This window comes from Rufibacter roseolus, from assembly GCF_017916365.1.
GTDB classification, from domain to species: domain Bacteria; phylum Bacteroidota; class Bacteroidia; order Cytophagales; family Hymenobacteraceae; genus Nibribacter; species Nibribacter roseolus.
On the sequence record NZ_JAFMSU010000001.1, the window covers coordinates 1,293,453 to 1,317,911 of the forward strand.

The 24,459-nt window shown below is 55.4% G+C and carries 15 protein-coding genes; 8 read left to right on the forward strand and 7 right to left on the reverse strand.

All coding sequences use genetic code 11. The annotated features are described in order from the left end of the window. Nucleotides 1-28 precede the first annotated feature (28 nt). From J3P35_RS05285 to J3P35_RS05305, 5 genes are all read right to left on the reverse strand, one after another. Nucleotides 29-1,780 carry a glycosyl hydrolase gene (locus tag J3P35_RS05285; protein WP_246849969.1) on the reverse strand — a complete coding sequence of 584 codons (1,752 nt, stop codon included), beginning with the start codon at nt 1,778-1,780 and terminating at the stop codon, nt 29-31. A 137-nt stretch (nt 1,781-1,917) separates the two neighbouring features. After that, complete coding sequence (locus J3P35_RS05290; RefSeq protein WP_210463310.1) at nt 1,918-3,159, reverse strand: AGE family epimerase/isomerase; 1,242 nt, start codon at nt 3,157-3,159, stop codon at nt 1,918-1,920. Beyond that, entirely contained in the window at nt 3,159-4,379 is a 1,221-nt protein-coding gene (locus tag J3P35_RS05295) for a glycoside hydrolase family 130 protein (protein ID WP_210463311.1), read from the reverse strand. Before J3P35_RS05295 ends, J3P35_RS05290 begins: the two co-directional genes overlap by 1 nt. A 51-nt stretch (nt 4,380-4,430) precedes the next feature. After that, nucleotides 4,431-6,302 carry a sodium:solute symporter family protein gene (locus tag J3P35_RS05300; RefSeq protein WP_210463312.1) on the reverse strand — a complete coding sequence of 624 codons (1,872 nt, stop codon included), beginning with the start codon at nt 6,300-6,302 and terminating at the stop codon, nt 4,431-4,433. 60 nt (nt 6,303-6,362) lie between these two features. Then, nucleotides 6,363-7,526: a glycoside hydrolase family 26 protein gene (locus tag J3P35_RS05305; protein WP_210463313.1), complete on the reverse strand. Its 1,164-nt coding sequence runs from the start codon at nt 7,524-7,526 to the stop codon at nt 6,363-6,365. A gap of 521 nt (nt 7,527-8,047) precedes the next feature. On the opposite strand from J3P35_RS05305, the gene J3P35_RS05310 reads away from it, so the two are divergent. Further along, nucleotides 8,048-8,920, forward strand: a complete 873-nt coding sequence (locus tag J3P35_RS05310) for an AraC family transcriptional regulator (RefSeq protein ID WP_210463314.1) — start codon at nt 8,048-8,050, stop codon at nt 8,918-8,920. 495 nt (nt 8,921-9,415) lie between these two features. On the opposite strand, the gene J3P35_RS05315 is transcribed toward J3P35_RS05310, so the two are convergent. Both J3P35_RS05315 and J3P35_RS05320 read right to left on the reverse strand, forming a co-directional pair. Next, nucleotides 9,416-10,438 carry a glycoside hydrolase family 5 protein gene (locus J3P35_RS05315; protein WP_210463315.1) on the reverse strand — a complete coding sequence of 341 codons (1,023 nt, stop codon included), beginning with the start codon at nt 10,436-10,438 and terminating at the stop codon, nt 9,416-9,418. Nucleotides 10,439-10,617: 179 nt separating this feature from the next. Then, the gene (locus J3P35_RS05320) at nt 10,618-12,924 is read right to left on the reverse strand and encodes a glycoside hydrolase family 3 N-terminal domain-containing protein (protein ID WP_246849971.1); all 2,307 of its coding nucleotides are present in this window, start codon (nt 12,922-12,924) and stop codon (nt 10,618-10,620) included. Between the two features lie 581 nt (nt 12,925-13,505). Here J3P35_RS05320 and J3P35_RS05325 point away from each other — a divergent pair. The 7 genes from J3P35_RS05325 to J3P35_RS05355 all read left to right on the forward strand — a co-directional run bounded on the left by J3P35_RS05325 (nt 13,506) and on the right by J3P35_RS05355 (nt 24,178). After that, nucleotides 13,506-17,684 (forward strand): hybrid sensor histidine kinase/response regulator transcription factor, encoded by a 4,179-nt coding sequence (locus J3P35_RS05325; RefSeq protein WP_246849973.1) that lies wholly within the window; start codon nt 13,506-13,508, stop codon nt 17,682-17,684. A 232-nt stretch (nt 17,685-17,916) separates the two neighbouring features. Then, nucleotides 17,917-19,710 carry a glycoside hydrolase family 9 protein gene (locus J3P35_RS05330; RefSeq protein ID WP_210463316.1) on the forward strand — a complete coding sequence of 598 codons (1,794 nt, stop codon included), beginning with the start codon at nt 17,917-17,919 and terminating at the stop codon, nt 19,708-19,710. Between the two features lie 428 nt (nt 19,711-20,138). After that, nucleotides 20,139-21,566 carry a sugar MFS transporter gene (locus tag J3P35_RS05335; RefSeq protein ID WP_210463317.1) on the forward strand — a complete coding sequence of 476 codons (1,428 nt, stop codon included), beginning with the start codon at nt 20,139-20,141 and terminating at the stop codon, nt 21,564-21,566. 137 nt (nt 21,567-21,703) lie between these two features. After that, on the forward strand, nt 21,704-22,099 hold the full coding sequence (locus tag J3P35_RS05340) for a hypothetical protein (protein WP_210463318.1): 396 nt from the start codon (nt 21,704-21,706) through the stop codon (nt 22,097-22,099). A gap of 181 nt (nt 22,100-22,280) precedes the next feature. Then, nucleotides 22,281-22,718: a DUF1801 domain-containing protein gene (locus tag J3P35_RS05345; RefSeq protein WP_210463319.1), complete on the forward strand. Its 438-nt coding sequence runs from the start codon at nt 22,281-22,283 to the stop codon at nt 22,716-22,718. Between the two features lie 87 nt (nt 22,719-22,805). Beyond that, a complete protein-coding gene (locus J3P35_RS05350) occupies nt 22,806-23,495 on the forward strand; it encodes a helix-turn-helix transcriptional regulator (protein ID WP_210463320.1) in 690 nt (229 codons plus the stop codon). 155 nt (nt 23,496-23,650) lie between these two features. Beyond that, nucleotides 23,651-24,178 carry a DinB family protein gene (locus J3P35_RS05355; protein ID WP_246849975.1) on the forward strand — a complete coding sequence of 176 codons (528 nt, stop codon included), beginning with the start codon at nt 23,651-23,653 and terminating at the stop codon, nt 24,176-24,178. Nucleotides 24,179-24,459 lie beyond the last annotated feature (281 nt).

Below are 24,459 nucleotides of genomic sequence, written 5' to 3' on the forward strand. Positions count from 1 at the left end.
GTAGGTTGAGGAAACAGGCAGGGGCCGCTTATTTCTTTACCACCACCTTGCGGCAAACCTGCTCGTTTCCTTTTCGAATGGAGAGCACGTAGATGCCCGCCGGTACCTGCCGCAGCGGAAGCCGCACCTGGTTCTGGCCACTGACCAATTGCGCGGTGACTTCCGTTACTTTGGCGCCCTTGGCATCGTAGAGACCAACGGTAGCTTTCATAGGCGATCTGGCCATGGTCTTCATGGTGAGGTGCGTACCGTTAGCCGGATTGGGATACACTTCCAGCTGGCTCAAAGCCTGTTCCAGCGCGCTGCCGGTCACCGCGCCGGATTTCCGCCAATCGGGCAGTTCGTCCAGCGTGATCACGTCTGGGTCGTTGAAAACGGCGTGGAGAAGGCTGGTGGGCTGTTTCCTGGTGTACTCGGCGCCGGGCCACACGGCAAACCAAGACCACCAGGTTTTGAAAGTCCGGATGTACTCGGGGTTGGGCAGATTACCAGTCTCGGAGAGTGTCACCAGTTTCTTGCCGTTGAAAAGGTTCTGCAACTCGGTCCACTGGCCGCTCAGGTTAGAGGCCACGGCGGTGTTTTCATAGATGTCAATGCCCACTATATCCACGTACGCATCGCCGGGGTACCACTCTGGTTTGGCGCGCTCGGCGGTGTAGACCCAGATGAGGTTGTGCAGTTGGTGGTGGTTGGTGAGGCGGTCATACATCAGTTTCCATAGTTCTTTGAACGGACCGGCGCCCTGGGCTCCCCACCAGAACCAGCCGCCGGCCGCCTCGTGCAAAGGGCGCCACAGCACCGGGATGTCCTGCGCCTGGAATTTCTTCAGTTCCACGGCAATGGCGTCAATGTCACGGAGCAGGAGCTGGTAATTAGCCCCGTTTTTATCGGCGAGCGCCGCCGCAAAGTTGAACGTGGTAGCCCGGGTGTAGAAGCCGCTCCACCAGAGTTTATCGGGTGATTGGTTGATGAGATCGGTGGGCGCGTTCCAGTGCCACATCAAACTAATGATGCCGCGACCCTGATCTTTCTTGGCCCATGCTATGGCTCTCTCGGAGAAACCGGCGGGGTTGGAGCCGTACTGGATGCGCGAGGGCGAGTACTCAATCAAATCATAGGACCCAACGGCCGGGTCTTTGCCTGTGTGCGTGCGCACGTAATCTATTTCCTGCAGCTCATTTATTTCCTGCTGTCCCGCGAGTACCTTGGAACCATAGATGTCCACCAGGTACGAGAACAGGTTTTTGGTGGAAACTGTGGCGTTGGCGTCAGATAAGGTCTTGGGTGGTTTGGCAGGTAGCGGGATGTTGGCCGAGGCCAGGTTGATGAAGTCAATAAAGTAAAACCCCCAGCCGCCGCCCAGGGTGATGGTGTTCGCGCCCGCCGGTAAACTGAACATGCCGCCTTGCGCCGTCCCAAAACCCGTCACGTTGGTGAACATGCCCGAGGACTGCTGCCCGTTCACCTCAAGCACGTAGCCTTTCTCCCCAGATGGGGTGGCGTAGCGGATGGAAAGCTCGTAGATGCCAGCGGCGGGAAGGTTGAACGTGAACTTTACGTTTTTCGCGAAGGAGTTGTCAAAGCCCTGGACGTACCCGGTGCCGGAGTAACCCGCCATGGAGCTGGCCACGGTCACGCCGTTGCGGGTACCGCTCTCGGCTTCCAGTTTAATGTCAGCAGCCATGGCGGCAGGAGCGAACGCCATGAAAAAGAGAGCCGCGAGCCAGGTAAAATGCCCGGGCCTGTCTATCTTGGAAAGCAAACGTAGCAGTGTTTTCATCCTGGAATCAAGGGTTAAAGTGGATATTTCTAAATGTGTTTCACGGCCATTTTCACAGAAACGGCGCCAAGGCATTGACCTTCCCGTTTTAAGCCTGATTTTCATAAACTAGGCCCAAAACGGGAAATAAAATTTATCTACTCCACGGCGGCTTCGCCAATGGTTTTCCTGCACCGATGTATGACCTCGAGGCAGGCGCGGGCATTGTGGTAAGGGCATTTCCAGAAACCCACCTTGTCTTCTTTGTCCATCAGGGAGTAATCTTCGTGCACGCCCCAGTGCCACTCACCCCGCTCCAGGTCCAGCAGGTGGGTCTGCGCGAACCGCCAGGCACCGAGCGAGTGCCGGAGGAAGGCCTCGTCTTGCGTGAGCTCGTAGGCGTTGAGGAACCCGACCATGGCCTCGGCGCTCACCCACCACTCGCGGTGCGTGTCGTAGTGGCGGGTGTCCGCGTTCAGCTCGTGGTAGAGGCTGCCGTCGGGCAGCAGGGCCTCGGCGGTGGCGCGGGCCATCTGCAAGGCGGTCTCCTTCACCTGCGCCAGCAACTTGGCATCGCCCAGCACCTCGGCTGCTTCCTGCAGGAGCCAGGAGGCCTCGATGTCGTGGCCGTAGGAGACCAGGTTCGCGGAAGAGGCCCAGTCGCGGGCGAAGAACAGTTTCAGGTGCCCGGTCTCCGCATCCACGATGTGCTGCAGGAACACTTCGATCAAGCCTCCGAGCTGTTTTCCCAACAATGGATCTGGCCAGGCGCGGTACAGGTTGGCGTAGGCCTCCAGGATATGCAGGTGCGTATTCATGGTCTTGGGGTCGTTGCGGTCCTTCTCGCTCAGGCGCAGGTCCTCCAATAATTCGCCCGTTTGGCTGAAGGCCTCCAGGTAGCCGCCGTGCGCCGGATCAAAACTGTATTTCTCAATCCAGCGGAACAGTTCCTGGCTCACCTCCAGGGCTTTCTCGTTTTGCGTGGCCAGGTAGAACTCACTCATGCCGTAGATGGTGAACGCCAGCGCATAGATTTGCTTGCGGTTGTTTAGGGGCTGGCCCTGGGCGTCCACCATCCAATAGACCCCGCCGTGGGCGGAATCCAGGAAAGAGGCGCACAGGTAATCGAAAGCGCGGGTGGCGGTTTCCAGGTACGTTTTCTGCCCCGTTTGCCGGAAAGCGGCTGAAAACGTCCACAGGATGCGGGCGTTGAGGACGCTGCCTTTGGGGGCCCCGTGGTTCACCGTGCCGGTGTTGTCGATCTGTCCCACGAAGCCGCCGTGCCGGTGGTCCAGAGTGTGCCCGACCCAGAAGGCCAGGATCCGCTCCAGCTCGGTCCCCATCTCCCGCTGGTAGGTGGAAAACATATGGGTTAAAGAAGTATCGGAAGCGGTAGCCATCAGTTTGCGCCGTTCAGTTCGGGGGCCAGCGCCTGCTTCTTGCTTTGGATGTAGGCCTTGTTCCTGTCCACCAGTTGGTTGATCTGCTCCACCGAGGCGGCCGAGCGGAGTCCGTCGGCCGGGGTGTTCAGCACGTAGTCCAGCAACTGCCCTACCGTGGAGGTGGCCACGTGCAGGCGGGTGTCGGAGGAGGCATAGTAGATGAAGACGGTGCCGTCCCCGTCCAGGATCCAGCCGTTGGCGAAGGCCACGTTCGAGACGTCGCCCACCCGCTCCTCGCCCTCGGGCGCGAGGAAGAACCCGCCGGGCTTGGCGATCACCTTGGAAGGGTCCTGCAGGTCGGTGAGGAACAGGTAGAGCACGTAGCGTAGGCCGGCGGCGGTGTTGCGCACGCCGTGGGCCAGGTGCAGCCAGCCTTTGTCGGTTTTAATAGGCGCCGGGCCCTGGCCGTTCTTCACCTCGTAGACGGTGTGGTAGGCCTTGGGGTCGATGATGGCCTCGTCGTCCACCACGGCGTTCTCCATGGAGTCGGTGAGGCCCCAGCCGATGCCGCCGCGGCTGCCCGCCTCGATAAAGCTGTCCTGCGGACGGGTGTAGAGTGCGTATTTGCCGTTGATGAACTCAGGGTGCAACACCACGTTACGTTGCTGCGGCGAGGTGGATTTCAAATCTGGCAGGCGCTCCCAGGAGACCAGGTCGCGGGTGCGGGCGATGCCGCACTGGGCCACAGCCGAGGACTCATCGCCGGGATGGGCGGCCGGGTCCTTGCGCTCGGTGCAGAACAGGCCGTAGATCCAGCCGTCCTCGTGCCGGACCACCCGCATGTCGTACACGTTCACGTCCGGGTTCTCGGTCTCGGGCATGGTGATGGGCTTCTCCCAGAACCGGAAGTTGTCGGTGCCGTTGGGGCTCTCGGCCACGGCGAAGAAGGACTTGCGGTCGTTGCCCTCCACCCGGGCCACCACCAGGTACCTGCCGTTCAGCTTGACGGCGCCGGCGTTGAACACGGCGTTGATCCCGATCCGCTCCATGAAGTACGGGTTGGTCTCGGGGTTCAGGTCGTAGCGCCAGGCAAGGGGGGCGTGCTGGCTGGTCAGGATGGGGTATTTATATCTGTCGTAGATGCCGTTGCCCAGGGGCTGCTTCTCGTTCTTTCTGGTGATCAGCTCGGCCTGGAACTGCTCCAAAGCGTGCTGTCTTTTCTGGAAGGTGTTTTCCATGGGGATTTTGTAAAAGGTTGCTAAAACGGCTTTTTCAGGGCCGGTGATAGTTTAGGAAACAGAGACTAATTTGCGTTTAAGGGTGGCCGCCACTGAATCGCCGTCCTGGGGCAGTTTGTCCCACCAGGTTTTCTTCAGGATGGCGCTGCACACAAGCATAAGGACCACGGAAACCATCAGTTCGGTGTGCATACCCAGGATGAGGTAGATGGGGATAACTGTGAGGCACATCTGCCACACCACCCCGATGGCCACGTTGCACATGTCCAGCCCGAAGTTCCTGTTCTCCACAAAGGAGGGATCCTCGGCTTCCACCTGCTCGGCGACGGGTTTCCAAAAGCCCCACGGGCGCACGTTTTTGTAGAAGCTTTTCAGGGTCGCGGGATCAGTGGGCGGCGCTAGGTACGTGCCAATCAAGCTACCGGCCAAAGAGATGAGCAACAGCCACGGGAAGTAATAAAGGTCAAGTCCTTCTGTGAAATACGGGAAGATGAGGGCCGCCACAATGCCTACCAACATGCCCCAGAAGAAGCCGTTGGCGTTGAAGCGCCACCAGTACCATTTGAGCACGTTGGCCGAGATGTAGCCTCCATAAAGACCAGCCACAATCCACTGCAGCAGGCTATTCACGTCCTTGGCCAGGAAGCCCAGCGCCATGCTCACCAGCACCACCACGATGCCCGTGCCGTAGTTCATGCGGTTCACCGTGGCGTTGCTGGCCTTGGGGTTCACGTACTTCAGGTACACGTCGTTCACCAGGTAGGCCTGCGCCGCGTTCAGAGTTCCGGCAAACGTGCCAATAAACGCCGCCAGCAGCCCGGCCAGCAGCAAACCCATGACCCCCGTGGGGGCGAACCGCTGGATGGCCGCCGGCAGGATTCTCTCAAAGTCAATCCCGGAGGCCGACTGGAGGTCCAGCTGGTCATAGTTCAGGATGGCCAGAACCGTGAAGCCCATGATCATGAGGTAGCGCGTGGGAATCAGCACCACCGAGACGAAGGCGCTCATCTTGGCGGCGTCCTGCGGCGAGCGGGACGAGAGGATCTTCTGCATGTCGTAGTTGGGCGTGGGCCCGGCCAGGCTGGCCAGGATTCCCTTGAAGACCATGAGCGAGAAGAAGACCCCGAAGAGCGAGTAGCCGTCCGACCGGACCTTGGCGTTCACGTCGTCGATGATGCCGGTCCAGTCCATGTCGAGGGTGGCCCCGAAGAAAGGCGTCCTCCACTCTTCCGGCACGTTCAAGGGGGCGGTGTCCAGGTTGTCCATGGCCAGCACGGCCACCACCACGGAGGCGGCCGTCATGATGGCGTACTGTAGCACGTCGGCCCAGACGATGCTGGCCATGCCGCCCAGCACCGAGTAGAACACGGCGAAGCAGGTGAAGAGCATGCCGTAGAAGTGGGGCACGAACTCCGCCGGGATAGTGAACGGCACGTAGGGCTGCACCGCGGACCACGGCACGAAGATCTCCACGAACTTGCCCAGCCCGATGAAGCCGTACGCCAGGAAGCCCAGGCAGCTCAAAAGGGCGAAGGCCACCACGATGGCGTGGGACCTGTTCGAGTCGCGGCCCTGGCCGAAGCGGGTGAGCATCCACTCGGCGCCGGTGGTCACGTTGGAGCGGCGCAGCCAGGCGGCCAGGAACATCATCAGGAAAATCTGGTTGAAGGAGGGCCACAGCCAGGGGATCCAGATGCTCTTGAGGCCGTAGACGAAGCCCAGCATTACCATCCACATGGTGCCGGAGATGTCGAACATGCCCGAGGCGTTGGAGAGCCCCAGCGCGTACCAGGGCAGGGTGTTGCCGCCCAGCATGTACGCCTCCTTGTTGGCCTTGGCCCGCTTCTGCAGGACGAGCCCGATGGCCGCCACCGCAAAGAGGTAGACGAAGATGATCCCGATGTCAAGCGCGGTTAGTTTCATGAGAAAACAGTAAAGTTTTGTTGGGTTTGGTGGGTAAGAGGCGGTGTGAAGGTGCTAGTATTATTTTTTGACACCCAATTTGTCTTGCGGAACCGGCGCGTACAGGTTTTCCCGGGCTACTTTCTTCATGAAGAACACGTTGGGGTTCTGATAGAAGCTCTTGAAGTCCTGGGCGCTTTTCTGGCCGGGGTAGGGCGCGTAGAAATGGTCTGGCCGGGCGTTGCGCCACACCATCACGTAAGACAGACCGGAATCTTTCACGATAGGGGCGAGCACGTTCGTCCACCAATCTGTCACAGGAAGGGTTTCCAGGCCGGTTTCACTCAGGGTCCAGACCTTATTTTTCTCCTGGCCTATCTGGCGCAGCGTCTCCACCATCTGGCGGGTTTCTTTCACAAAGTTCTGGTTCGATTGGGCGAGTTGGTTGGCGTCTGCGTTGGCGGGAGGACGGTGGTAAATATCGAAGCCCACAATGTCTACGTAGTCATCGCCGGGATAGCGCTCCAGGTAATCCTCGCGGGAGGTGAACCGGTCAGTGGAGTAGGCGAAGAGCAGGTTGTTGGCTTTTTTCTTGCGCAGGTAATCTACCGTAAAGCGCCACATCTGCTTGTATTCTTCGGGGGAGCAGTGCTTGCGGCCCCACCAGAACCAGCTGCCGGTGTGTTCATGCAAAGGCCGGAACACCACCGGAATCAGCTCGCCGTTGGGGCCTTTGAGGCTTTTCATGAAACCAGCCAATCCGTCTAGCCAGGATTTGTAACGCTTCAGGGCTTTTTTGTCTTGGAACAGGTGCCGGATGGTGAAATCTGCCGCGTCCCAGCTGGTCTTAGATGGGTCTACGGGGTTGTTCAGGTGCCAGCTAAAGGTGTTAAGGCCTCCCTGGGCGTACACTTCCTGAGCGTAAGCCTGCATTTTCTGGAACGGCACGCTGTCCAGGTTCATGGGTTTGCCTAGTTCCAGGTGTCCCAGTTCCCAACCCACTACCGCCGGGTATTCGCCCACTACCTCTTTTACGTCTGAACGACCAACCTCATACTTCCACCCGATGCCGTAGGCCAGTGCGTCCTGATGCCCGAACATGATGCCTTTCTGGGAAAGGCGTTTCAGATTGGCGTACAGGTTTTTAGTGGCCTGGGTCGAGTTCTTGTTCACCGGTAAGGCCTGCCCCAACGAGGTAAGATGTGCAGTCAACAGAAGAAAAAAGGCCAGTTGGGTTCTAGTCATAGGTTCTGTTTGGTAAGATGCCTGTAAAAAGCAAAGCCTGAAGTCGTGGTTTTCCTTATGGAAAGTGCCCGAATGACAAAGTCGGGACCTTTTCTCTCACGATTCCCGCTCTGGTGAGAGCAGAGTGTTTCGTTACTTTACAAAACTAGATAGTTTTTGCACAGACTTGTAGTACTATTTTATCGTTTGTTTGATGAAATCTATATAATTAACCCACCAAGGGATGGAAGTGTGCTTTAGCGGTGATTTTGTGGAATTTAGCCATAACTGGAATAGAGTGGCTTTAATCTGGTAGTTTGTTGTTGATTTTACAATAAACTAAAGAATGAAGCCACAAATCACAGCTTAAGTTGGCTCTGTGATGAATGTGCGGTAAGGAGTTGTGCAGGAGAAATTTTTGGTATGAAGGCTTTCTGTGCAGATTAGGAAGGATGCAAGTCATCTTTAGACTGGTATTTTTTTAACCTATTTGGGGTAGTTGTAAGCAAATTTGTGTAAATTGGCTATGTAATTCAGCTATTATGAGTGCTATCTATCGTGAGATTACCCCGTTGACGCAGAACGACTGCTTTACCCTGTTTTCCAGGACAAAGGAGGAGTTTAATTTCCCGCTTCACTACCACGAGGATTTTGAGTTGAACTTCGTGTACAACGCCGCCGGCGCCAAGCGGGTGGTGGGCGACCACGTGGAGATCATTGATGATCTGGACCTGGTGCTGGTGGGCAGCAATTTGCCCCACGGTTGGTTTACGCACCAGTGCAAAACCAAGGCCATTGAGGAAATCACCATCCAGTTCCACCGCGATCTGCTGGACGAGAAATTCCTGCGCCGGAACCAGCTGAGTTTTATCAGGGCGCTGCTGGAGCGCGCCAGCAAGGGTATTTCTTTTTCCCGCGAGATCAAAGAAGCGTTCAGACCTCGCCTGAAGCAGCTGACCCAGAAAGGTGGCTTTGACTCGGTGCTGGAGCTGATCTCTATTCTGCATGACCTGTCCATCTCGCGCAACATGCGCACGCTCTCCAACAGCTCTTTCACCTCAGACCAGTTCAACTACTACAGCCGGCGCATTGAGAAAGCGTTTGAGTATATGCAGACCTACTATGACAAAGAGGTTTCCCTCGCCGATGTGGCCAAGGTAGTGAACATGCCCGAGGTCTCTTTCAGCCGGTTTATTAAAAAACGGACCGGAAAAACGTTTATCGAGAGCCTGAACGAGATTCGGCTGGGGCACGCCTCGCGCATGCTCATAGACACCACCGAGACCATCTCGGAGGTGTCCTTCAAGTGCGGGTTCAACAACCTGTCTTACTTCAACCGTATTTTCCGGCGCAAGAACGGCTGTACGCCCAAAGAATTCCGGCAGAACTACTCCGGTTCACGGGTTTTCATTTAAGGGTGTAAGTATGAAATATAGGCTTTTGCTCAACCTTGGAATCTGCTTAATCTATTTTTGGCTAATCATCAAATGGACTTGGAACACTTCAGGTGGTGACATAGCAGCAATGTTCTTCTTTACAGTTCTATTTCTTCTGCATCTTACAGTTGTATTGATTTTTGTAGTAAAAGGTAAAGGCCCCACAAAATTTAGTTATCTCTATGGACTTTTACTTGGATTGGCCTTGAATGTCTTGTCCTTTCAACTACTATCGGCATATAGAACTTTTAGATTTGAGAAAGAAGGCGATATTAGAGTTGTGATAGAAGAAGGGATTTGATGAGTAACACTAATAGGAAGACTTGCCAATGAAAACCATTGTCTACCTAAGGCCGATTTCTGAAAAACAGGCTCTAAACGCCTCTCTAAATTTGAGTCCTGCAAAAGTAGAAATCCCCGCGTAAAATGGTTTACGCGGGGATTTCTGTTGTAAAGCTGGTTTGAACACCCAGGCTAAGGCTGTGTTTTCTCTTGTTTGGCTTTCTCCAGAAGTTGCTGCCTAACCAGCTGACCGGAGGCGCTGATGCTGGCTTCGGGCCACTGGCCGGGGGCGTTGGTGCCGGGTTTCAGGGCCGAGGCTGCTTCGTCTTTGTTTGCCACGGACCAGTTGCACCACGAGATCTGGTGCTGGTCCAGGAAAGCCCACCAAGCTTTGGCTTCGGCCTCGTCTACCTTTCCGTTGCCGTCGGCGGCGCAGGTCCCGAACTCGGTCACGAACAGCGGTGCGCCTTTTGCAATGGCTTTGGAAGCGATGTTGCGGAGTTCCTGTTTGTGGGTGGCGGCGTAGTAGTGCAGGGTGTAGGCAATGTTGCGGGCGTTGATGGGGTTCTCCGCCGCCTCGTCTACCCGCTGTGACCACATTCTGGTGCCGCAGACAATAACGTTATCGGGATCGTGCTTCCGGATTTCTGCAATGATGGTCTCGTGGTAAGGTTTGATCTGGGTGGCCCAGTCAGCGTCTTGCAGGGGCTCGTTATACGGCTCGTAGATCACGTTGGGGTACTCTCCGTAGCGCTGGGCCATCTCCCCGAAGAACGCTTTGGCGGCCTCGGTGTGCTTGTGCGCCTCATGGTCGTGCCAGTCAATGATGACGTAAATGCCCTCTTTGATGGCGGCTTCCACCACCGTGATCACCTTCTGCTTCTCGGCTTCGGGGTTCTTGAGGTATCCGCCCATGTCCACGCCCATGGCGGCCCGCACCACGGTATTCTGCCAATCGTCTTTCAGCCATTTCACCGTGGCCGGATGATAGAAACTGCCCTGCCACTGGCTCCAGAAAAAAGACATACCCCTGAGTTGCACCGCTTTCCCGTTCTGGTCTACCAGGTGCGTCCCCACAATGCTCAGTTGTCCGTGTTGCTCCACCGGCGTCTGTACCGCGGCAGGTTTATCCGGTACGGTGCTTTTGCACCCAAAACAAACTACCGCCGCCAGTAACACGGCGATGGTAAGGTACAGGAAATGCTTATTATTCATAGAAGGAGGTGAGGTTTGGTTCTGAGAAAGGTTGGCTTTTTTAAGGCTGATTTCCGGAAAACGGCCCCTAAACAGCTTGTCAACAAAGATTTTTTAAGCCAAAAGAAACAAGCTTTCCGTTTCGGGGCTGCTTTTGGGAAAGTGGGCCCTAAACGGAAAGCTTGTTTACAGGATATCGGTTATTGCAGGGTCACCACGGTTTTCTGGTCGCCTACCATCAGGTCGAAGGCGCCGGGCTCGGTTACCCATTTGCCGGCCTCGTTCACGAAAGCCAGGTCTTTGGCGGAGATGGTGAAGCTCACTTCTTTCTCCTCGCCGGGCTGCAGAGACACTTTGGAGAAAGCTCTCAGGCGTTTGGCAGACGGGGTGATGCTGGCGTACTGGTCGTGGCTGTAGAGTTCCACTGCTTTCTTGCCGGCCTTGCTGCCGGTGTTCCGCACCCGCACAGTTACCTTTAGGTTGTCATTGTTACCGAAGGTGGTTTTGTCTACGCGCAGGTCAGAGAAAGCGAAAGTGGTGTAGCTCAAACCGTGCCCGAACGGCCACTGCGGGTTGAAGCCACGGTTTCCGGCGGCGTTAGGAATGTCCTCGCGGATGATCTCGGTGCCTTTGTGGTCATAGGTCAGCACGTCGCCGGAGAATCTTGGGTAAGTGAAAGGCAATACGCCGTCTGGGTTATAGTCTCCGAACAGCACATCGGCAATCGCCGCGGCCCCGAAGGTAGCCGGACGGTAAGCCATCACAATTGCATCGGCCAACGGCTCCACTGAAGAAAGCACACGTGGTCTGCCTTCCAGCAATACAATGATTACCGGTTTGCCGGTTTCTTTGGCGGCTCTTACCAGGGCTAGTTGGTTTTCCTCCAGGTCAAGGTCATCAATCACACCAGGGCTCTCGGCGTAGGCTTTCTCGCCTAGGCAAAGCACGATGGCCTGGGCCTGGGCAGCGTCTCTTTTCAGCTGGGCCACGCTGTAGTTGGCGGCGTTGCTGAATTCAGCCACAGAACGGGAGATCACATTGTTCTTCCCGATTTCGGCCACTAGGCCTTGGATCACGGTTTTGGCTTTGGCTGGGTACTGGGTCTCATCGGTTCCTTGCCAGATGTAAGACCAGCTGCCGTGTAATGCCGCCAGGGTGTTGGCCGTAGGGCCGGCTACCACAATCTTGGAAGTCTTTTTAAGCGGCAGTACCTGGTTGTTGTTTTTCAATAGGGTGATGCTTTCCAGGGCCGACTGCAGTGATACCTGGTCAAACTCTGCTTTGTGAATGGTGGTTTTCAAGGCTGCTTTTGGTCTCACCTGCTCAAACAAGCCTAATTTCTTCTTTAGGGCCAGGATGCGGCGCACCGAGGTGTTGATACGGTCCTCAGTGATGGTGCCTTCTTTCACCAGGGCCACCAGGTGGTCATAGAAAGACAAATCCATAGGCACCATGCTCATGTCCAGGCCGGCATCCACGGCCATGCGCACCGCTTCTTTAGGCGTGGCGGCTACTTTGTGGCGGGTGTGCAGACGGATTACGTCTTCCCAGTCAGACACGGCCACGCCTTCAAAGCCCAGTTCGTTCCGCAGGATTTGGGTCAGGTAGTACTTGCTGCCGTGCACCGGTACGCCGTTGATCTCGCCGGAGTTGATCATGACAGTAGAAGCGCCGGCTTCCACGGCCGCTTTGAACGGCGGCAGGAAAATCTCGCGCAGCATCTGCTCCGGAATGTAAGAAGGCGTGCGGTCTTTACCGGTAGAAGGGTAGGAGTAGCCCAGGAAGTGCTTCATACAGGCGGCCACCGTGAAATCCGGACCTTTGCCGTTCTGCTCATAGCCTCTGATGGCGGCGGCGCCCATGGTTTTCACAACAAACACGTCTTCGCCGAAGGTTTCCTCGAAACGCGGCCACAGCGGCTGACGGCCCACGTCCAATACCGGGTCAAAATTCCACGGAATACCGGCGGCACGCGTTTCCAGGGCGGTGATCTGGGCCAGGCGGTTCACCAACTCGGGGTTACGGGTGGCGGCCATGCCGATGTTGTGCGGGTAAAGGGTGGTGCCGGCCAGGTAGTTGTTCCCGTGGATGGCGTCAATGCCGTAGATCACCGGGATTTTCAGGCGGGTTTTGTCGGTCACGTCATGGATGGCGTTCAGGACGGTGTGCCACTCGTCAATGGTGTAAGCCCGGCCTTTCACGTTCAGAATGGAGCCGATATGGTGGTTCACCAGCACATTCCGCAGCTTGGCGGTGTCTACGGTGGCCGCTTCGCTGTCTTTCAGGATAAGGTCAATGGTGAGCTGCGTCATCTGCCCTACTTTTTCCTCCACGGTCATTCTGGAGAGCAGGTCCTCAATCTGCTGGTCGCGGGCCTGGGTGGCCGGGGCGGTGCTGGTGGCCGCAGACATGGAAGCTTCTGGTTTGGCTGACTGTCCCGTCTGGGTAGAACTGCAGGCCTGCAGCCCTAGCGCCAACACCAAAGCCATTGGGGTAAGGTATCTCATTGTTTTCGGTTGGTTGATTTTGGTCGGAAGATGCCCTGCCCCGGAGTGCCCGAAACAGGGATTGTACAAGTATAAAGCATCTTTTTGAGGAGACCTTCGGCCATGGGCCATTCTTAACAAATGGACCACCAAAAGGAAACATTTGATACTTCAGGGGCGCTGCCAAAGCCGCTACCTTTGACCACAGTGGGAGTTTGGCGCCTGCCTCTATGGTTAACATTCTTTCGCCGGTCCAGTCAAAAATTGGGGTTCTGTTAGCAAAGTCGTAACTTTTGGGAGTTTAAACCTCAAAATGGCAAGCATCCGTTTCAAGGCAGTTTTCTACAAAACGGCTTAAAAGCTTTCCTTGATTAGGGAACGTTTTGCAGGATTGGTCTGTGTTGGAGGGGTTAGAATGATAACTGCCTCATTGGGTTTTAGTTAATTCTGAAAGGCCCCGTTTTAGTGCCGGTTTTCTGAAAATAGGCCTCAAAGACAAAGGAAAATAAAGGTGGGTTCCGCCTGCCGGTGAAACATCAAATAAATGGCCCCAGCCCATGGCAAGGGGTGGGTTTAAGATAAATTTCCACTGAAGATCAGGTATGGGAGTAAAAAGATGGGTAGTGGTAGTGCTGGTGCTGCTGGGGTCGTTGGCCCAACAGAGTCAGGCGCAGGCGCCGGGGCAGTTCAGGTTTTCGTCTATAGACATGGACCAGGGCTTGTCCAGCAACCAGGTGAAGTGTTTCCTTAAAGACAGCCGCGGCTACCTGTGGGTGGGCACCGTCTCGGGTGGTCTGAACCGCTATGACGGCAATAAACTCAAGGTCTACAAGTCCCAGTCCAACGACACCACTTCGCTCATCAGCAATGATGTGACCAAGCTGCTGGAAGGCCCCGACGGGCGCATCTGGGTACAGACCTTCCAGGGCAATTGCATCTTTGACCCGCAGACCGAGCGGTTCCACCGAAACCCCCAGGCCTTTTATAAACAATATAAACTGCCGGCATCCAGCGTGGTGCAGGATATCCTCAAAGACCGGGAAGGTAACTTCTGGTTTGTAGTGTCGGGCCAGGGACTGGTGAAGTACAATGTGCGCAATAAAAGCTCTGTGCACCTCAAGCACGCTTTCTCTGCCAAAAGCAGCCTGAGCACGAACAATATATCGTCCATCGGCCAGACTTCCCGCGGCGATATCTGGATGGTGCACCAAAATGGCCTCCTGGAGCGGCTGGACGGCAAAACCCTCAAAGTAGTAGAGCGCAACGACGACATCTACCGCAAATACAGCCAGGAAACGCAGGACTACGCCCTCACCGTGGACACTAATAATGACCTGTGGCTCTACGTGCGCGAAAGGGAAGGAGGCGTTTACTTTTACTCCAGCGCAGGTAAAACGCTCCAGCATTTCCACAAAGACTCTCCGGGACTGCAGCTCAACAACAACCTGGTGCGCGGCATCATTGAAGGCGCCCCGGGCAAGATCTGGGTGGGCACCGATCACGGCGGCATCAACGTCATTGACAAGAAGAACCTCACGGTCCAGTACATCCGGCACGACAAGGAGTCTGACCAGAGCTTGGTGGATAACAGCATCCACTCTCTGTACAAAGACAACCAGGGCATTATCTGGGTGGGTACCTTCAAGAAAGGCATCAACTACTACCACCAGAACATCATCCGGTTTCCGCATGTCAAGTCCCAGTCCTCGGTGCCGGGCAGCCTGCCGTTTGATGATGTGAACGCCTTTGCCGAAGACGCTAAAGGCAATCTCTGGATTGGCACGAACGGTGCCGGTCTGCTTTATTTAGACCGGGCCACCGGCCAGTACACCCGCTACACGCATAACCCCAAAGACGCTGCCAGCCTCTCCAGCGACATCATTGTGAGCCTGCTCATTGACCGCAACCAGAAACTGTGGGTGGGCACCTACCTTGGCGGGCTTTCGCGGCTGGAGGGCCAGAAGTTCGTGCATTATAAAAATGAGCCGGGAAATCCCCACAGCCTCTCTGACAACAACATCTGGGAACTGTACGAAGACACCAAGGGCAACCTCTGGATTGGCACGCTCAGGGGCGGGCTGGAACTCTTTGATCCGAAGCTGAACGGGTTCATCCACTCCAAAGGCGGTGCAGGCAAATTCCCCAACCACTGCGATTACATCAGCTCCATCACCGAGGACCGGCAGGGGAATCTCTGGGTGGGCGGCGGCTACGGTATTGACGTCTTCAACAAGGAAACGGGCAAGAGTACTTTTTTCCTCCATGATCCCAAGAACCCCAAGAGCCTCCTTAGCAACAACATCACCTATATAAAAAGAGACAGCCGGAATAACATTTGGATCGCGACCACCGAGGGGCTGGACCTGTACAATGAGCGTGATAACTCTTTCACCCATTTCACGGTCAAAGACGGGCTGCCCAACAACACCATCACCACCATTCTAGAAGACAAAAGCGGTAACCTGTGGGTGAGCACCCATAACGGCATCGCCAACGTCATTGTCAAGCAACAGGGAAAGGGGTACCGCTATGATTTCGTAAGCTACGATGAGCAGGACGGCTTGCAGGGCAAAGCCTTCAATGAGAACGCGGCCCTGAGTACCCGCCGGGGGGAACTGATCTTTGGCGGCTCAAACGGTTTCAACATTTTCACCCCTAGCCGGATTGAGAAGAACAAGGTACCGCCCAAGGTGGTGTTCACAGATTTTCAGTTGTTCAACCGGAGCCTGGTGCCCAACCAACCCGTTGATGACCGCGTGATTCTGGAAAAGTCCATCTCTGATACCCGCGAAATAACCCTGCAACATGACGAGAACGTGTTCTCCATTGAGTTTGCGGCCCTGAACTACATTCACCCGGAGAAGAACCGCTACCGCTACAAACTGGAAGGCTTTGACAAAGAGTGGCACCCTATCACTGACGGAAACCGGAAGATCACCTACACCAACCTGGACCCAGGTGAGTATAAGTTCAAGGTGATGGCCGCTAACAATGACGGCGTCTGGACCCCCACCCCGGCCACCATGAAGATTACTGTGCTGGCACCTTTCTGGCAAACGCCCCTGGCTTTTCTGCTCTATGCGGCGGTAGTAGTGGTGGGGCTGGTTATGATCCGGCGGATAGAGCTCAAAAAGGCCATTGCCAGGTTTGAGATGGAGCAGGAGAGAAGGGAGGCCCGGCAGTTGCACGAGCTGGATATCCTGAAAATCAAGTTCTTCACCAACGTGAGCCATGAGTTCCGGACGCCGCTTACCCTCATTCTGGCGCCTATCGAGAAACTGCTAAAAACCACCACTGACCCCGAGGTGCATCAGCAGTACCAGATGATCAACAAGAATGCCCGGCGCCTCCTGAACATGGTGAACCAGCTGCTTGATTTCAAAAAGATGGACGTGGAGGACATTAAACTCTCGCCGTCTGAGGGCAATGTGGTGGCTTTTGTGGAAGAAACTGTCCATTCCTTCGGGGACCTTTCTGATAAGAAGCATATTTCCCTTTCCTTCCAGACCGAGGTGCCCGAACTGCACACGTCCTTCGACAAGGATAAACTGGAGAAGATCCTGTTCAACCTGCTCTCCAACGCCTTTAAGTTCACCCCGGAGCACGGCCGAATCTCGGTGGAGCTCAACTGCCATAACAATGACTCCTCTTCAGAGGGGATTAAGATCCTTGAGATCAAAGTCAAAGACAGCGGCATTGGCATTGCCAAAGAAAACCACAAAAAGATCTTTGAGCGCTTCTTCCGCGACACCGTGCCCAGCCACATGGTGAACCAGGGCAGCGGCATCGGGTTGGCGTTGGTGCAGGAGTTTGTGCACCTGCACGGGGGCGTGATCTCCGTGGAGAGTGCCCCTGGCCAAGGAAGCTCCTTTACCGTGACCATTCCGGTGAAAGAACTAAGCAAGGCGCAGGCAAGCGAGGAGATTCCGGTGGAAGAAATCAAGGAGCCAAGCCAGCCGGTGCAGGCAGAACCTGTGAAACCCCAGAAACCGGTGTTCGCCGACAACAAACCCGTAGTGCTGGTGGTGGAAGACAACGACGATTTCAGGTTCTACCTCAAAGACAGCCTGAAGCCGCATTTCAACATACTGGAGGCCCGTGACGGCAAGGAGGGCTGGCAAAAAGCGCTCTTCCACCTGCCAGACCTCATTGTGAGCGACCTCATGATGCCTGAGGTAGACGGCATGGAGTTCTGCCAGAAGATAAAGGCCGACCCCAGAACCTCGCAGATCCCGTTTGTGCTGCTTACCGCCCACGCCTCAGACGAGAAGAAACTCAAAGGCCTGGACGTGGGCGCCAATGATTACCTAACCAAGCCCTTCAACTTTGATATGCTATTGTCCCGCATCCGGAACCTGATTTCCCAGCGGGCGCTTTTGCAGAAGGTGTTTGAGAAGAAGATTAGCGTGCAGGCCAGCGAGAACGAGATTGTGTCCCTGGACGATAAACTCATCCGGAAAGCCATCAAGTACGTGGAGGACAACCTGTCCAACCCAGACCTGTCGGTGGAGGAGATGAGCAGGGAACTGGGCGTGAGTCGGGTGCACCTGTATAAGAAGATGATGGCCATCACGGGGCAGTCGCCGGTGGAATTCATCCGGAAGATTCGCCTGCAGCATGCGGCCCAGTTCCTGGAGAAAAGCCAGCTTACGGTGGCCGAGGTGGCTTACAAGGTGGGCTTCAACAACCGGAAATACTTCACCAAGTACTTCAAGGAGGAGTACAACATACTGCCCTCTAATTACGCCGAAAGTCTGCATAACGAGAAAAAGGAATCTTAAAGTCGTTTTGAGGCTGTTTTCTGAAAATCAGGCCGCAATCATTCGGTTTGATAGGCACGGGTTAACCGGAGAGGGACAGATTTGAAACATTTGGTGTACCCCGGCGCGAGTGGGCTTGCCTATCTTAGCCAACCAGAAAACAGCCTTTCTGAAGGGTATAAATGTCCCATCCAGAAGGCTATTCCTCCATGTCTTTGTCCTTGGGCAAAGAAATAAATTGAAAAGAACAACCATGCGTCATCTCTACAAAACCTTGGGCGGAGCCCTGCTCTGCCTTTCTTTCTCCTGTGCCCAGGCGCAGAAACCCTTGTCAAGCCAGGAAACCATCCGGCTGAATCAGATCGGTTTTTACCCGAATGCCTCCAAAATAGCCGTGGTGGTGGGCGAGAACAAAGGCGGCAAGTTCTTCGTGAAAACCGCCGATGGATCTAAAACGGTCTTTACCGGCCAACTCACCGATGCCAAAGCGGCCGAACTTTCCGGCAAACCCACGCGGTTAGCGGATTTCAGCGGTTTCAGCGGGACTGGGTCTTACGTGCTGGAGATTCCGGGGGTAGGCAAGTCCTATCCGTTTGACATAAAGCCACAGGTGCACGGACCAGTGGCGGCCGCGGCCATCAAGGGCTTTTACTTCCAGCGTACGGCCATTGAACTGCCGGAGAAATACGCCGGGAAATGGCATCGGCCGGCTGGCCACCCAGATGATAAGGTATTAGTGCACCCTTCGGCAGCCTCGGCCCAGCGCCCGGCCGGCACGGTGATTTCCTCTCCCAAAGGGTGGTATGATGCCGGTGACTACAACAAATACATTGTGAACAGCGGCATCACCATGGGCACGCTGCTCTCGTCTTACGAGGATTTCCCTAAGTTCTACGCCGCCCAGAAACTGAACATCCCCGAGAGCGGGAACGCCGTGCCGGATCTGCTGGATGAGGCCCTCTGGAACCTGCGGTGGATGCTGACCATGCAAGACCCCAACGATGGCGGCGTGTACCACAAACTGACCAACCCTGCATTTGACGGCATGGTGATGCCCCACGAGGCCACCAAACCCCGGTACGTGGTGCAGAAAGGAACCGGCGCAGCCCTGAACTTCGCGGCCGTGATGGCGCAGGCCAGCCGCGTGTACAAGAACTTTCCCAAAGAGTTTCCGGGTTTGTCTGATTCCTGCCTCACCGCCGCCACCAAAGCTTGGGAATGGGCCCAGAAAAACCCCAACGTGGCCTACGAGCAGGATGACATGAACAAGAGCTTCGACCCGGATGTGACCACCGGCGCCTATGGCGACAAGGACTTCAACGATGAACGTCTGTGGGCCGCCGCCGAGCTCTACACCACTACCCAGAAAGACAGCTACTACCAGGCCGTGAACGTGCTGCCCGATGCCAGGATGCCGCTGCCCAGCTGGGCACAGGTGCGTCTGCTAGGCTACTATACCCTGCTGCGGAACAAGAACCAGAAAGGCGCCGCCCAGAAGGACCTGCCGGAGATCAGAAAAAGGCTGTTGCAGTCCGCCGATGACATGGTGACGGGCGCCGCCAACGCTTCTTACAGAATGGTCATAGGCCGGGCCAAGGAAGATTACGTGTGGGGCAGCTCCTCGGTGGCCGCGAACCAGGGCATTCTGCTCGTGCAGGCGTACCAACTCACCGGCGACAAGAAATACCTGCAGGCCGCGCTCTCCAACCTGGATTACCTCCTGGGCCGCAATGCCGTGGGCTACTCCTTTGTGACCGGCTTTGGGGAGAAAAGCACCATGCACCCACATCACCGTCCTTCCATCGCCGATGGCGTGGCGGAGCCGGTGCCGGGTTTGTTGTCCGGCGGTACCAACAGCAATGCCAACAAGCAGGATAAGTGCGAAGGCTACACCGCCACCTCCCCAGATGAGATGTACCTGGACGTGGATTGCTCTTACGCCTCCAATGAAATCGCCATCAACTGGAACGCCCCGCTGGTGTATTTGACCGGTGCCATGGAGGCCCTGCAGCAACAGGCCGGTTTTGCCGCGAAAAGCACGAAGTAACCAAAGCAGTTTTCCCGTTAGGGTTTTTATGAGGCTTCAAGGATAGAAATTGCTTTCTGCCTTTGAAGCTTTTCATTTATAAATCTGCTAAATTGTTTTACTAAGCTGCAAACGGATTTTCTGACGGCTTTTATGGCTAAAATCTGAAGATAAAGCAGTATACTTGAAGATTCTATGGACAGAAAGCCGCTACTACCTATCGGTTGCTTTTCTGAAGGGTAGAGGCAATACGGCGGCGGCTGGTTTTGGGCTTGTTTTTGCAAAAATCGACCTGAAACAGAAACCGCCGGGGGGAGAATTGGTGAAGTACTATTGCCGATGCCTCGCTGTCCGTAATGCCTAACCCTTCCCGAGGAAAAGCTTGGGTAGCCCGCTTCTGAAAACCAGAACTTTAACGTTTCATCCCCTTACCAAACAAAACAAACCATATGGCAGGAATTTCCAGCAGCGCGGCCTCGGCTCCCGCGGTAACAGAGCCCGGTACCACCAGCAAGAGCTACACCGGTGCCTTGATGACGGTGACCATGCTCTTCTTCATGTGGGGCTTCATCACATGCATGAATGACATCCTCATCCCCAAATTGCAGCAGGTTTTCACGCTGCAGAACTGGCAGGCCATGCTCATCCAGACGGCCTTCTTCGGGGCTTATTTCATTGTCTCCCTTCTGTACTTTATCTTCTCGGTGACCAAAGGCGACCCTATCCTGAAGATCGGATACAAGAACGGGATCATTGTGGGATTGGCGGTGACGGCCATCGGCTGCCTGCTGTTCCTGCCTGCCGCCGATTCTCATTCCTACGGCTTGTTCCTGGCCGCTTTGTTCGTGCTGGCCTCGGGCATCACGGTGCTGCAGATCACGGCCAACCCGTACGTGTCCATCCTAGGTCCGCCGGAGTCTTCCTCCAGCCGCATGAACATGACCCAGGCCCTGAACTCTTTCGGGACGACCATTGCGCCTATCATCGGGGGATATCTTATTTTCGATCAGGTGTCTAATGATGCCGCCACCGCGGATTCAGTGAAGATGCCGTACATCGGCCTGGCCATTACTTTGATTGTGATTGCGGTGATTATCAAACTGGCCCGTTTGCCCCGCCTCACCGGCGATGGTACCGCGGTGGTGGCCGGCTCTGGCGCCCTGCAGCACAAGCACCTGGTGCTGGGGATTATCTGTATTTTCATGTACGTGGGCGGCGAGGTGGCCGTGGGCAGCATGCTCATCAACTACTTCAAACTGCCGCAGATTGCGGGTCTGGACGAGTCTGAGGCCAAGCACTTCCTGTCGTTTTACTGGGGCGGGGCCATGATCGGCCGTTTCTTCGGGGCTGTGGCGCTGGCGCAGTTCCGCAACAACTCGCTTAAGTACGTGATCATGGCCGTGATCGCGGCCGTGACCTTCGGGACCGTGTACGCCATCTATGACCTGAACCAGGCGCTCATCATCCTGGGGCTGATTGCCGCCAACTTTGTGGTGTTGCTGCTGGGTGGTTTCATCCCGAACCGCACGGTGGGTCTTTACGCCACCGCTGTGATCGTGCTGCTTCTGATCGGTACCTTCGGCCAAGGCGCCGTGGCCATGTGGGCGGTGATCGGCATCGGGTTGTTCAACTCCATCATGTTCCCTACCATCTTCGACTTAGCCATCAAAGGCTTGGGCGTGCACACGAGCCAGGGTTCGTCGCTGCTGGTGATGGCCATCGTGGGCGGGGCTATTGTGCCGCCGCTGCAGGGCGCCGTGGCCGATGTGACGGGCAACGTGCAGCTCTCCTTCATTGTGCCCCTGCTCTGCTACCTCTACATTGTTTTCTACGGCTTCCGAGGCTACCGCACCCGCGACCACAGGTTGGTAGACTAGGCGTTTAGGGGCTGGTTTCAGGAAAACAGGCTCAAAACACCTCCCTTTTTAAAGCAATCGGCCCGGGAAGATTTACTTCCTCCCGGGCCGATTGCTTTTGTTTTTTGTGGTTGAAAATGTATACCTTGGCCGCACGTATGAATACAAAAATTGTCATGTCGGGCAGCGCGGTGGTGATGGCTGTTTTAGGGTTAACGGCTTCCTTTCTGCCGCAGGAGGTGCTGGCGTCCCTGGGCGCCGAGGCCACCGGAATGGCCCCGTTGCTGGTGCAGTTGCTGGGCGCGCTGTACCTGGGCTTCGCCATCCTGAACTGGATGGCCAAGGGTATCCTTATCGGTGGGATCTACGCCCGTCCACTGGCCATGGGCAATTTCCTGCATTTCTTCTCCGGGGCCATGGCGCTCCTGAAAGGCCTGCAGGCCGGTCATCAGCACCAAATTACCTTGGCTTTGGCAGTGGTGTATGCCTCGCTGGCGCTGCTTTTCGGCCTGATTTCGTTCCGTCATCCGGCCAAGGCCTCGCTGGCGGGCTAAATGATCTCTGCGGAGAAAGCCGCCGGTTCATTTTCAAGCCAATTTTAGAAAACCGGGCCTGAAATGCCTCCTCACGAATCTTCCATTAGGCGTTTTTTTACGGGAAAGTGCTCCTCAGATTCATCAATTTGGGTTATCTTCATGCTATGTGAACCGGTTGTTGAAAGTAAACACCAGCGATATGGAAGCGGACGAAATCCAGAAGTTTGACACCGTGGAGGAGCTGTTGGCTTTTCTGCCCTTGGAAGAACGGAAACTGGTGGCCGAGCTGCGGCACCTGGTGCTGGAGTGTCTGCCGTTCTGCGCTGAGAAGCTTTCCTACAACGTGCCGTTCTACGTGGGCCATACCCGAATCTGTTTTATCTGGCCCGGCGCTTTGCCTTGGGGGCCCGTGAAGCAGGAAGGTGTACAGCTGGGTTTCTGCAACGGAAACCTGCTGCAGGACGAGACCGATTACCTGGAAAAAGGCAAACGAAAACAGGTGTTCACCAAAACCTTCCTGCATGTTCAGGACCTGGATTATGACCTGATCAGGATGCTGCTCTACGATGCCGGGGAGGTGGATGCCAGGCTGTTTGCCCAGAAGAAAGAGCGCAGCAAAGTCCGCCGGAAAGCCTAACCAAAGGCTTTTGTGAAAGGCAGCAGGTGAGAGGCTGCATTGTTCCAGAAAGAACCTTTTCCTATCATTGGCAAAACAACTGAACTTATGAACCGGGTAGACAGGCTTTTCGGTATATTGACCTTGCTGCAGTCCAAGAAATACGTGACCGCCGAGAAGATTGCCGAGGCATTTGACATCAGTGTTCGCACCGTGTACCGCGATGTGAAGGCGCTGGGCGAGCAGGGCGTACCCGTGGGCTTTGAGCCGCACAAAGGTTATTTTGTGGTGCAGGGCTACTTTCTGCCGCCCGTCTCCTTCACCTCCGAGGAAGCCAACGCCCTGCTGTTGATGGAGGCCATGGTCTTCGGGTTCACCGATAAATCCATCCACACGCACTATGCCTCGGCGCTGAACAAGGTGAAAGCCGTGTTGCGCACGACCCAGAAAGAGAAACTTGATTTCCTTAATAACCACATCAAGCTGCAACTGCCGCCCTGCCTCAACAATGACTACGAGTACCTGGCGCTTATTCAGCAGGCCATCTCAGACAGAACCATCCTGGAGATCGGCTATAAAAACAAAAACGAGGAAGTCAGTAAACGGCAACTGGAGCCCATCGGACTGATTTTCTACGCCTACAGTTGGCACCTTATCGGTTGGTGTCACCACCGCCAAGACTACCGCGATTTCAAAGTCTCCCGCATCCTCACCATCAGGAACACCGGCCTGCCTTTCCTCAAAACCGAGCACCTGCCGGTAAGCGAGTACATGAAGCAATTGCCCGTGCCGTATTGATAAAGCCTCGTTTGGTAAACCGTTTTGAAGCTGTTTTTTAGAAAACAGGCTTAACGCAGGACATCAAAAAATAATTTACACTTCCTGAAAGTAGACTGCCATAGGGTTGTCAGTGGGTGACGGTTTCTTTGTGTCATCACTAAACCACTAACCTTATGTCAGAGATGCACACCTCCATCGCCACTACTACCATCCTGGATCTGCTCGCCAAAGAAATGGAGCAGGAAGCTGTTACCACCCGTAAAATGCTGGAGCGCATTCCAGATGACAAGTTCGACTGGAGACCCCACCTCAGAAGCATGGACATCCGCACGCTGGCCACGCACATCGCGAACTTGCCGTCTTGGGTAGGCATGACCTTAAGCACCAGCGAACTGGATTTCGCCCAAAACCCGTACCGGCCTAAAGTTGTAAATACCACCGCTGAGGTGCTGGCCTATTTTGAGGAAATGCTGGAAGACGCCAGAAAGTATTTAGCCGAAGGCTCTGATGAACAACTAGACGAGTCCTGGACTCTCAGAGAAGGAGATACCATCTATCTCACCTCCACCAAATACGATGTGCTGCGCATGACCATGAGCCAGATCATCCACCACCGGGCGCAATTGGGCGTGTTCCTGCGTCTGCTCGACATACCTATCCCTGGCAGCTACGGCCCCAGCGCCGATGAACCGGGAATGTAAGTAATAACCTGCAAGTAACATCAAGGTGGCTGTTCACCTGAACTTATCTACCTTAATTGTCACGCATTCCGTCCCCCTTTGAAGGGGGTAGGGAGATGATTACTCTTGCTGATCACACACATTCCCGATTTGGTAGGGGCAATCCTTTGAGGTTGCCCTAGGTGAGGAGCACCATCAAGTTCCCTGCACTGTAGTAAAGTCTCTGGTTCTTGAAACGACCTTGTCATCCCCCTACCCCCTTCAAAGGGGGACGAAAGGCGTGTAAAACTTTGGAAGATTAG

Bases quoted from the DNA above. Each gene is read 5' to 3' on its own strand.
- J3P35_RS05285 (WP_246849969.1), bottom strand. From the start codon at position 1,780: ATGAAAACACTGCTACGTTTGCTTTCCAAGATAGACAGGCCCGGGCAT.
- J3P35_RS05290 (WP_210463310.1), bottom strand. From the start codon at position 3,159: ATGGCTACCGCTTCCGATACTTCTTTAACCCATATGTTTTCCACCTAC.
- J3P35_RS05295 (WP_210463311.1), bottom strand. From the start codon at position 4,379: ATGGAAAACACCTTCCAGAAAAGACAGCACGCTTTGGAGCAGTTCCAG.
- J3P35_RS05300 (WP_210463312.1), bottom strand. From the start codon at position 6,302: ATGAAACTAACCGCGCTTGACATCGGGATCATCTTCGTCTACCTCTTT.
- J3P35_RS05305 (WP_210463313.1), bottom strand. From the start codon at position 7,526: ATGACTAGAACCCAACTGGCCTTTTTTCTTCTGTTGACTGCACATCTT.
- J3P35_RS05310 (WP_210463314.1), top strand. From the start codon at position 8,048: ATGAGTGCTATCTATCGTGAGATTACCCCGTTGACGCAGAACGACTGC.
- J3P35_RS05315 (WP_210463315.1), bottom strand. From the start codon at position 10,438: ATGAATAATAAGCATTTCCTGTACCTTACCATCGCCGTGTTACTGGCG.
- J3P35_RS05320 (WP_246849971.1), bottom strand. From the start codon at position 12,924: ATGAGATACCTTACCCCAATGGCTTTGGTGTTGGCGCTAGGGCTGCAG.
- J3P35_RS05325 (WP_246849973.1), top strand. From the start codon at position 13,506: ATGGGAGTAAAAAGATGGGTAGTGGTAGTGCTGGTGCTGCTGGGGTCG.
- J3P35_RS05330 (WP_210463316.1), top strand. From the start codon at position 17,917: ATGCGTCATCTCTACAAAACCTTGGGCGGAGCCCTGCTCTGCCTTTCT.
- J3P35_RS05335 (WP_210463317.1), top strand. From the start codon at position 20,139: ATGGCAGGAATTTCCAGCAGCGCGGCCTCGGCTCCCGCGGTAACAGAG.
- J3P35_RS05340 (WP_210463318.1), top strand. From the start codon at position 21,704: ATGAATACAAAAATTGTCATGTCGGGCAGCGCGGTGGTGATGGCTGTT.
- J3P35_RS05345 (WP_210463319.1), top strand. From the start codon at position 22,281: ATGGAAGCGGACGAAATCCAGAAGTTTGACACCGTGGAGGAGCTGTTG.
- J3P35_RS05350 (WP_210463320.1), top strand. From the start codon at position 22,806: ATGAACCGGGTAGACAGGCTTTTCGGTATATTGACCTTGCTGCAGTCC.
- J3P35_RS05355 (WP_246849975.1), top strand. From the start codon at position 23,651: ATGTCAGAGATGCACACCTCCATCGCCACTACTACCATCCTGGATCTG.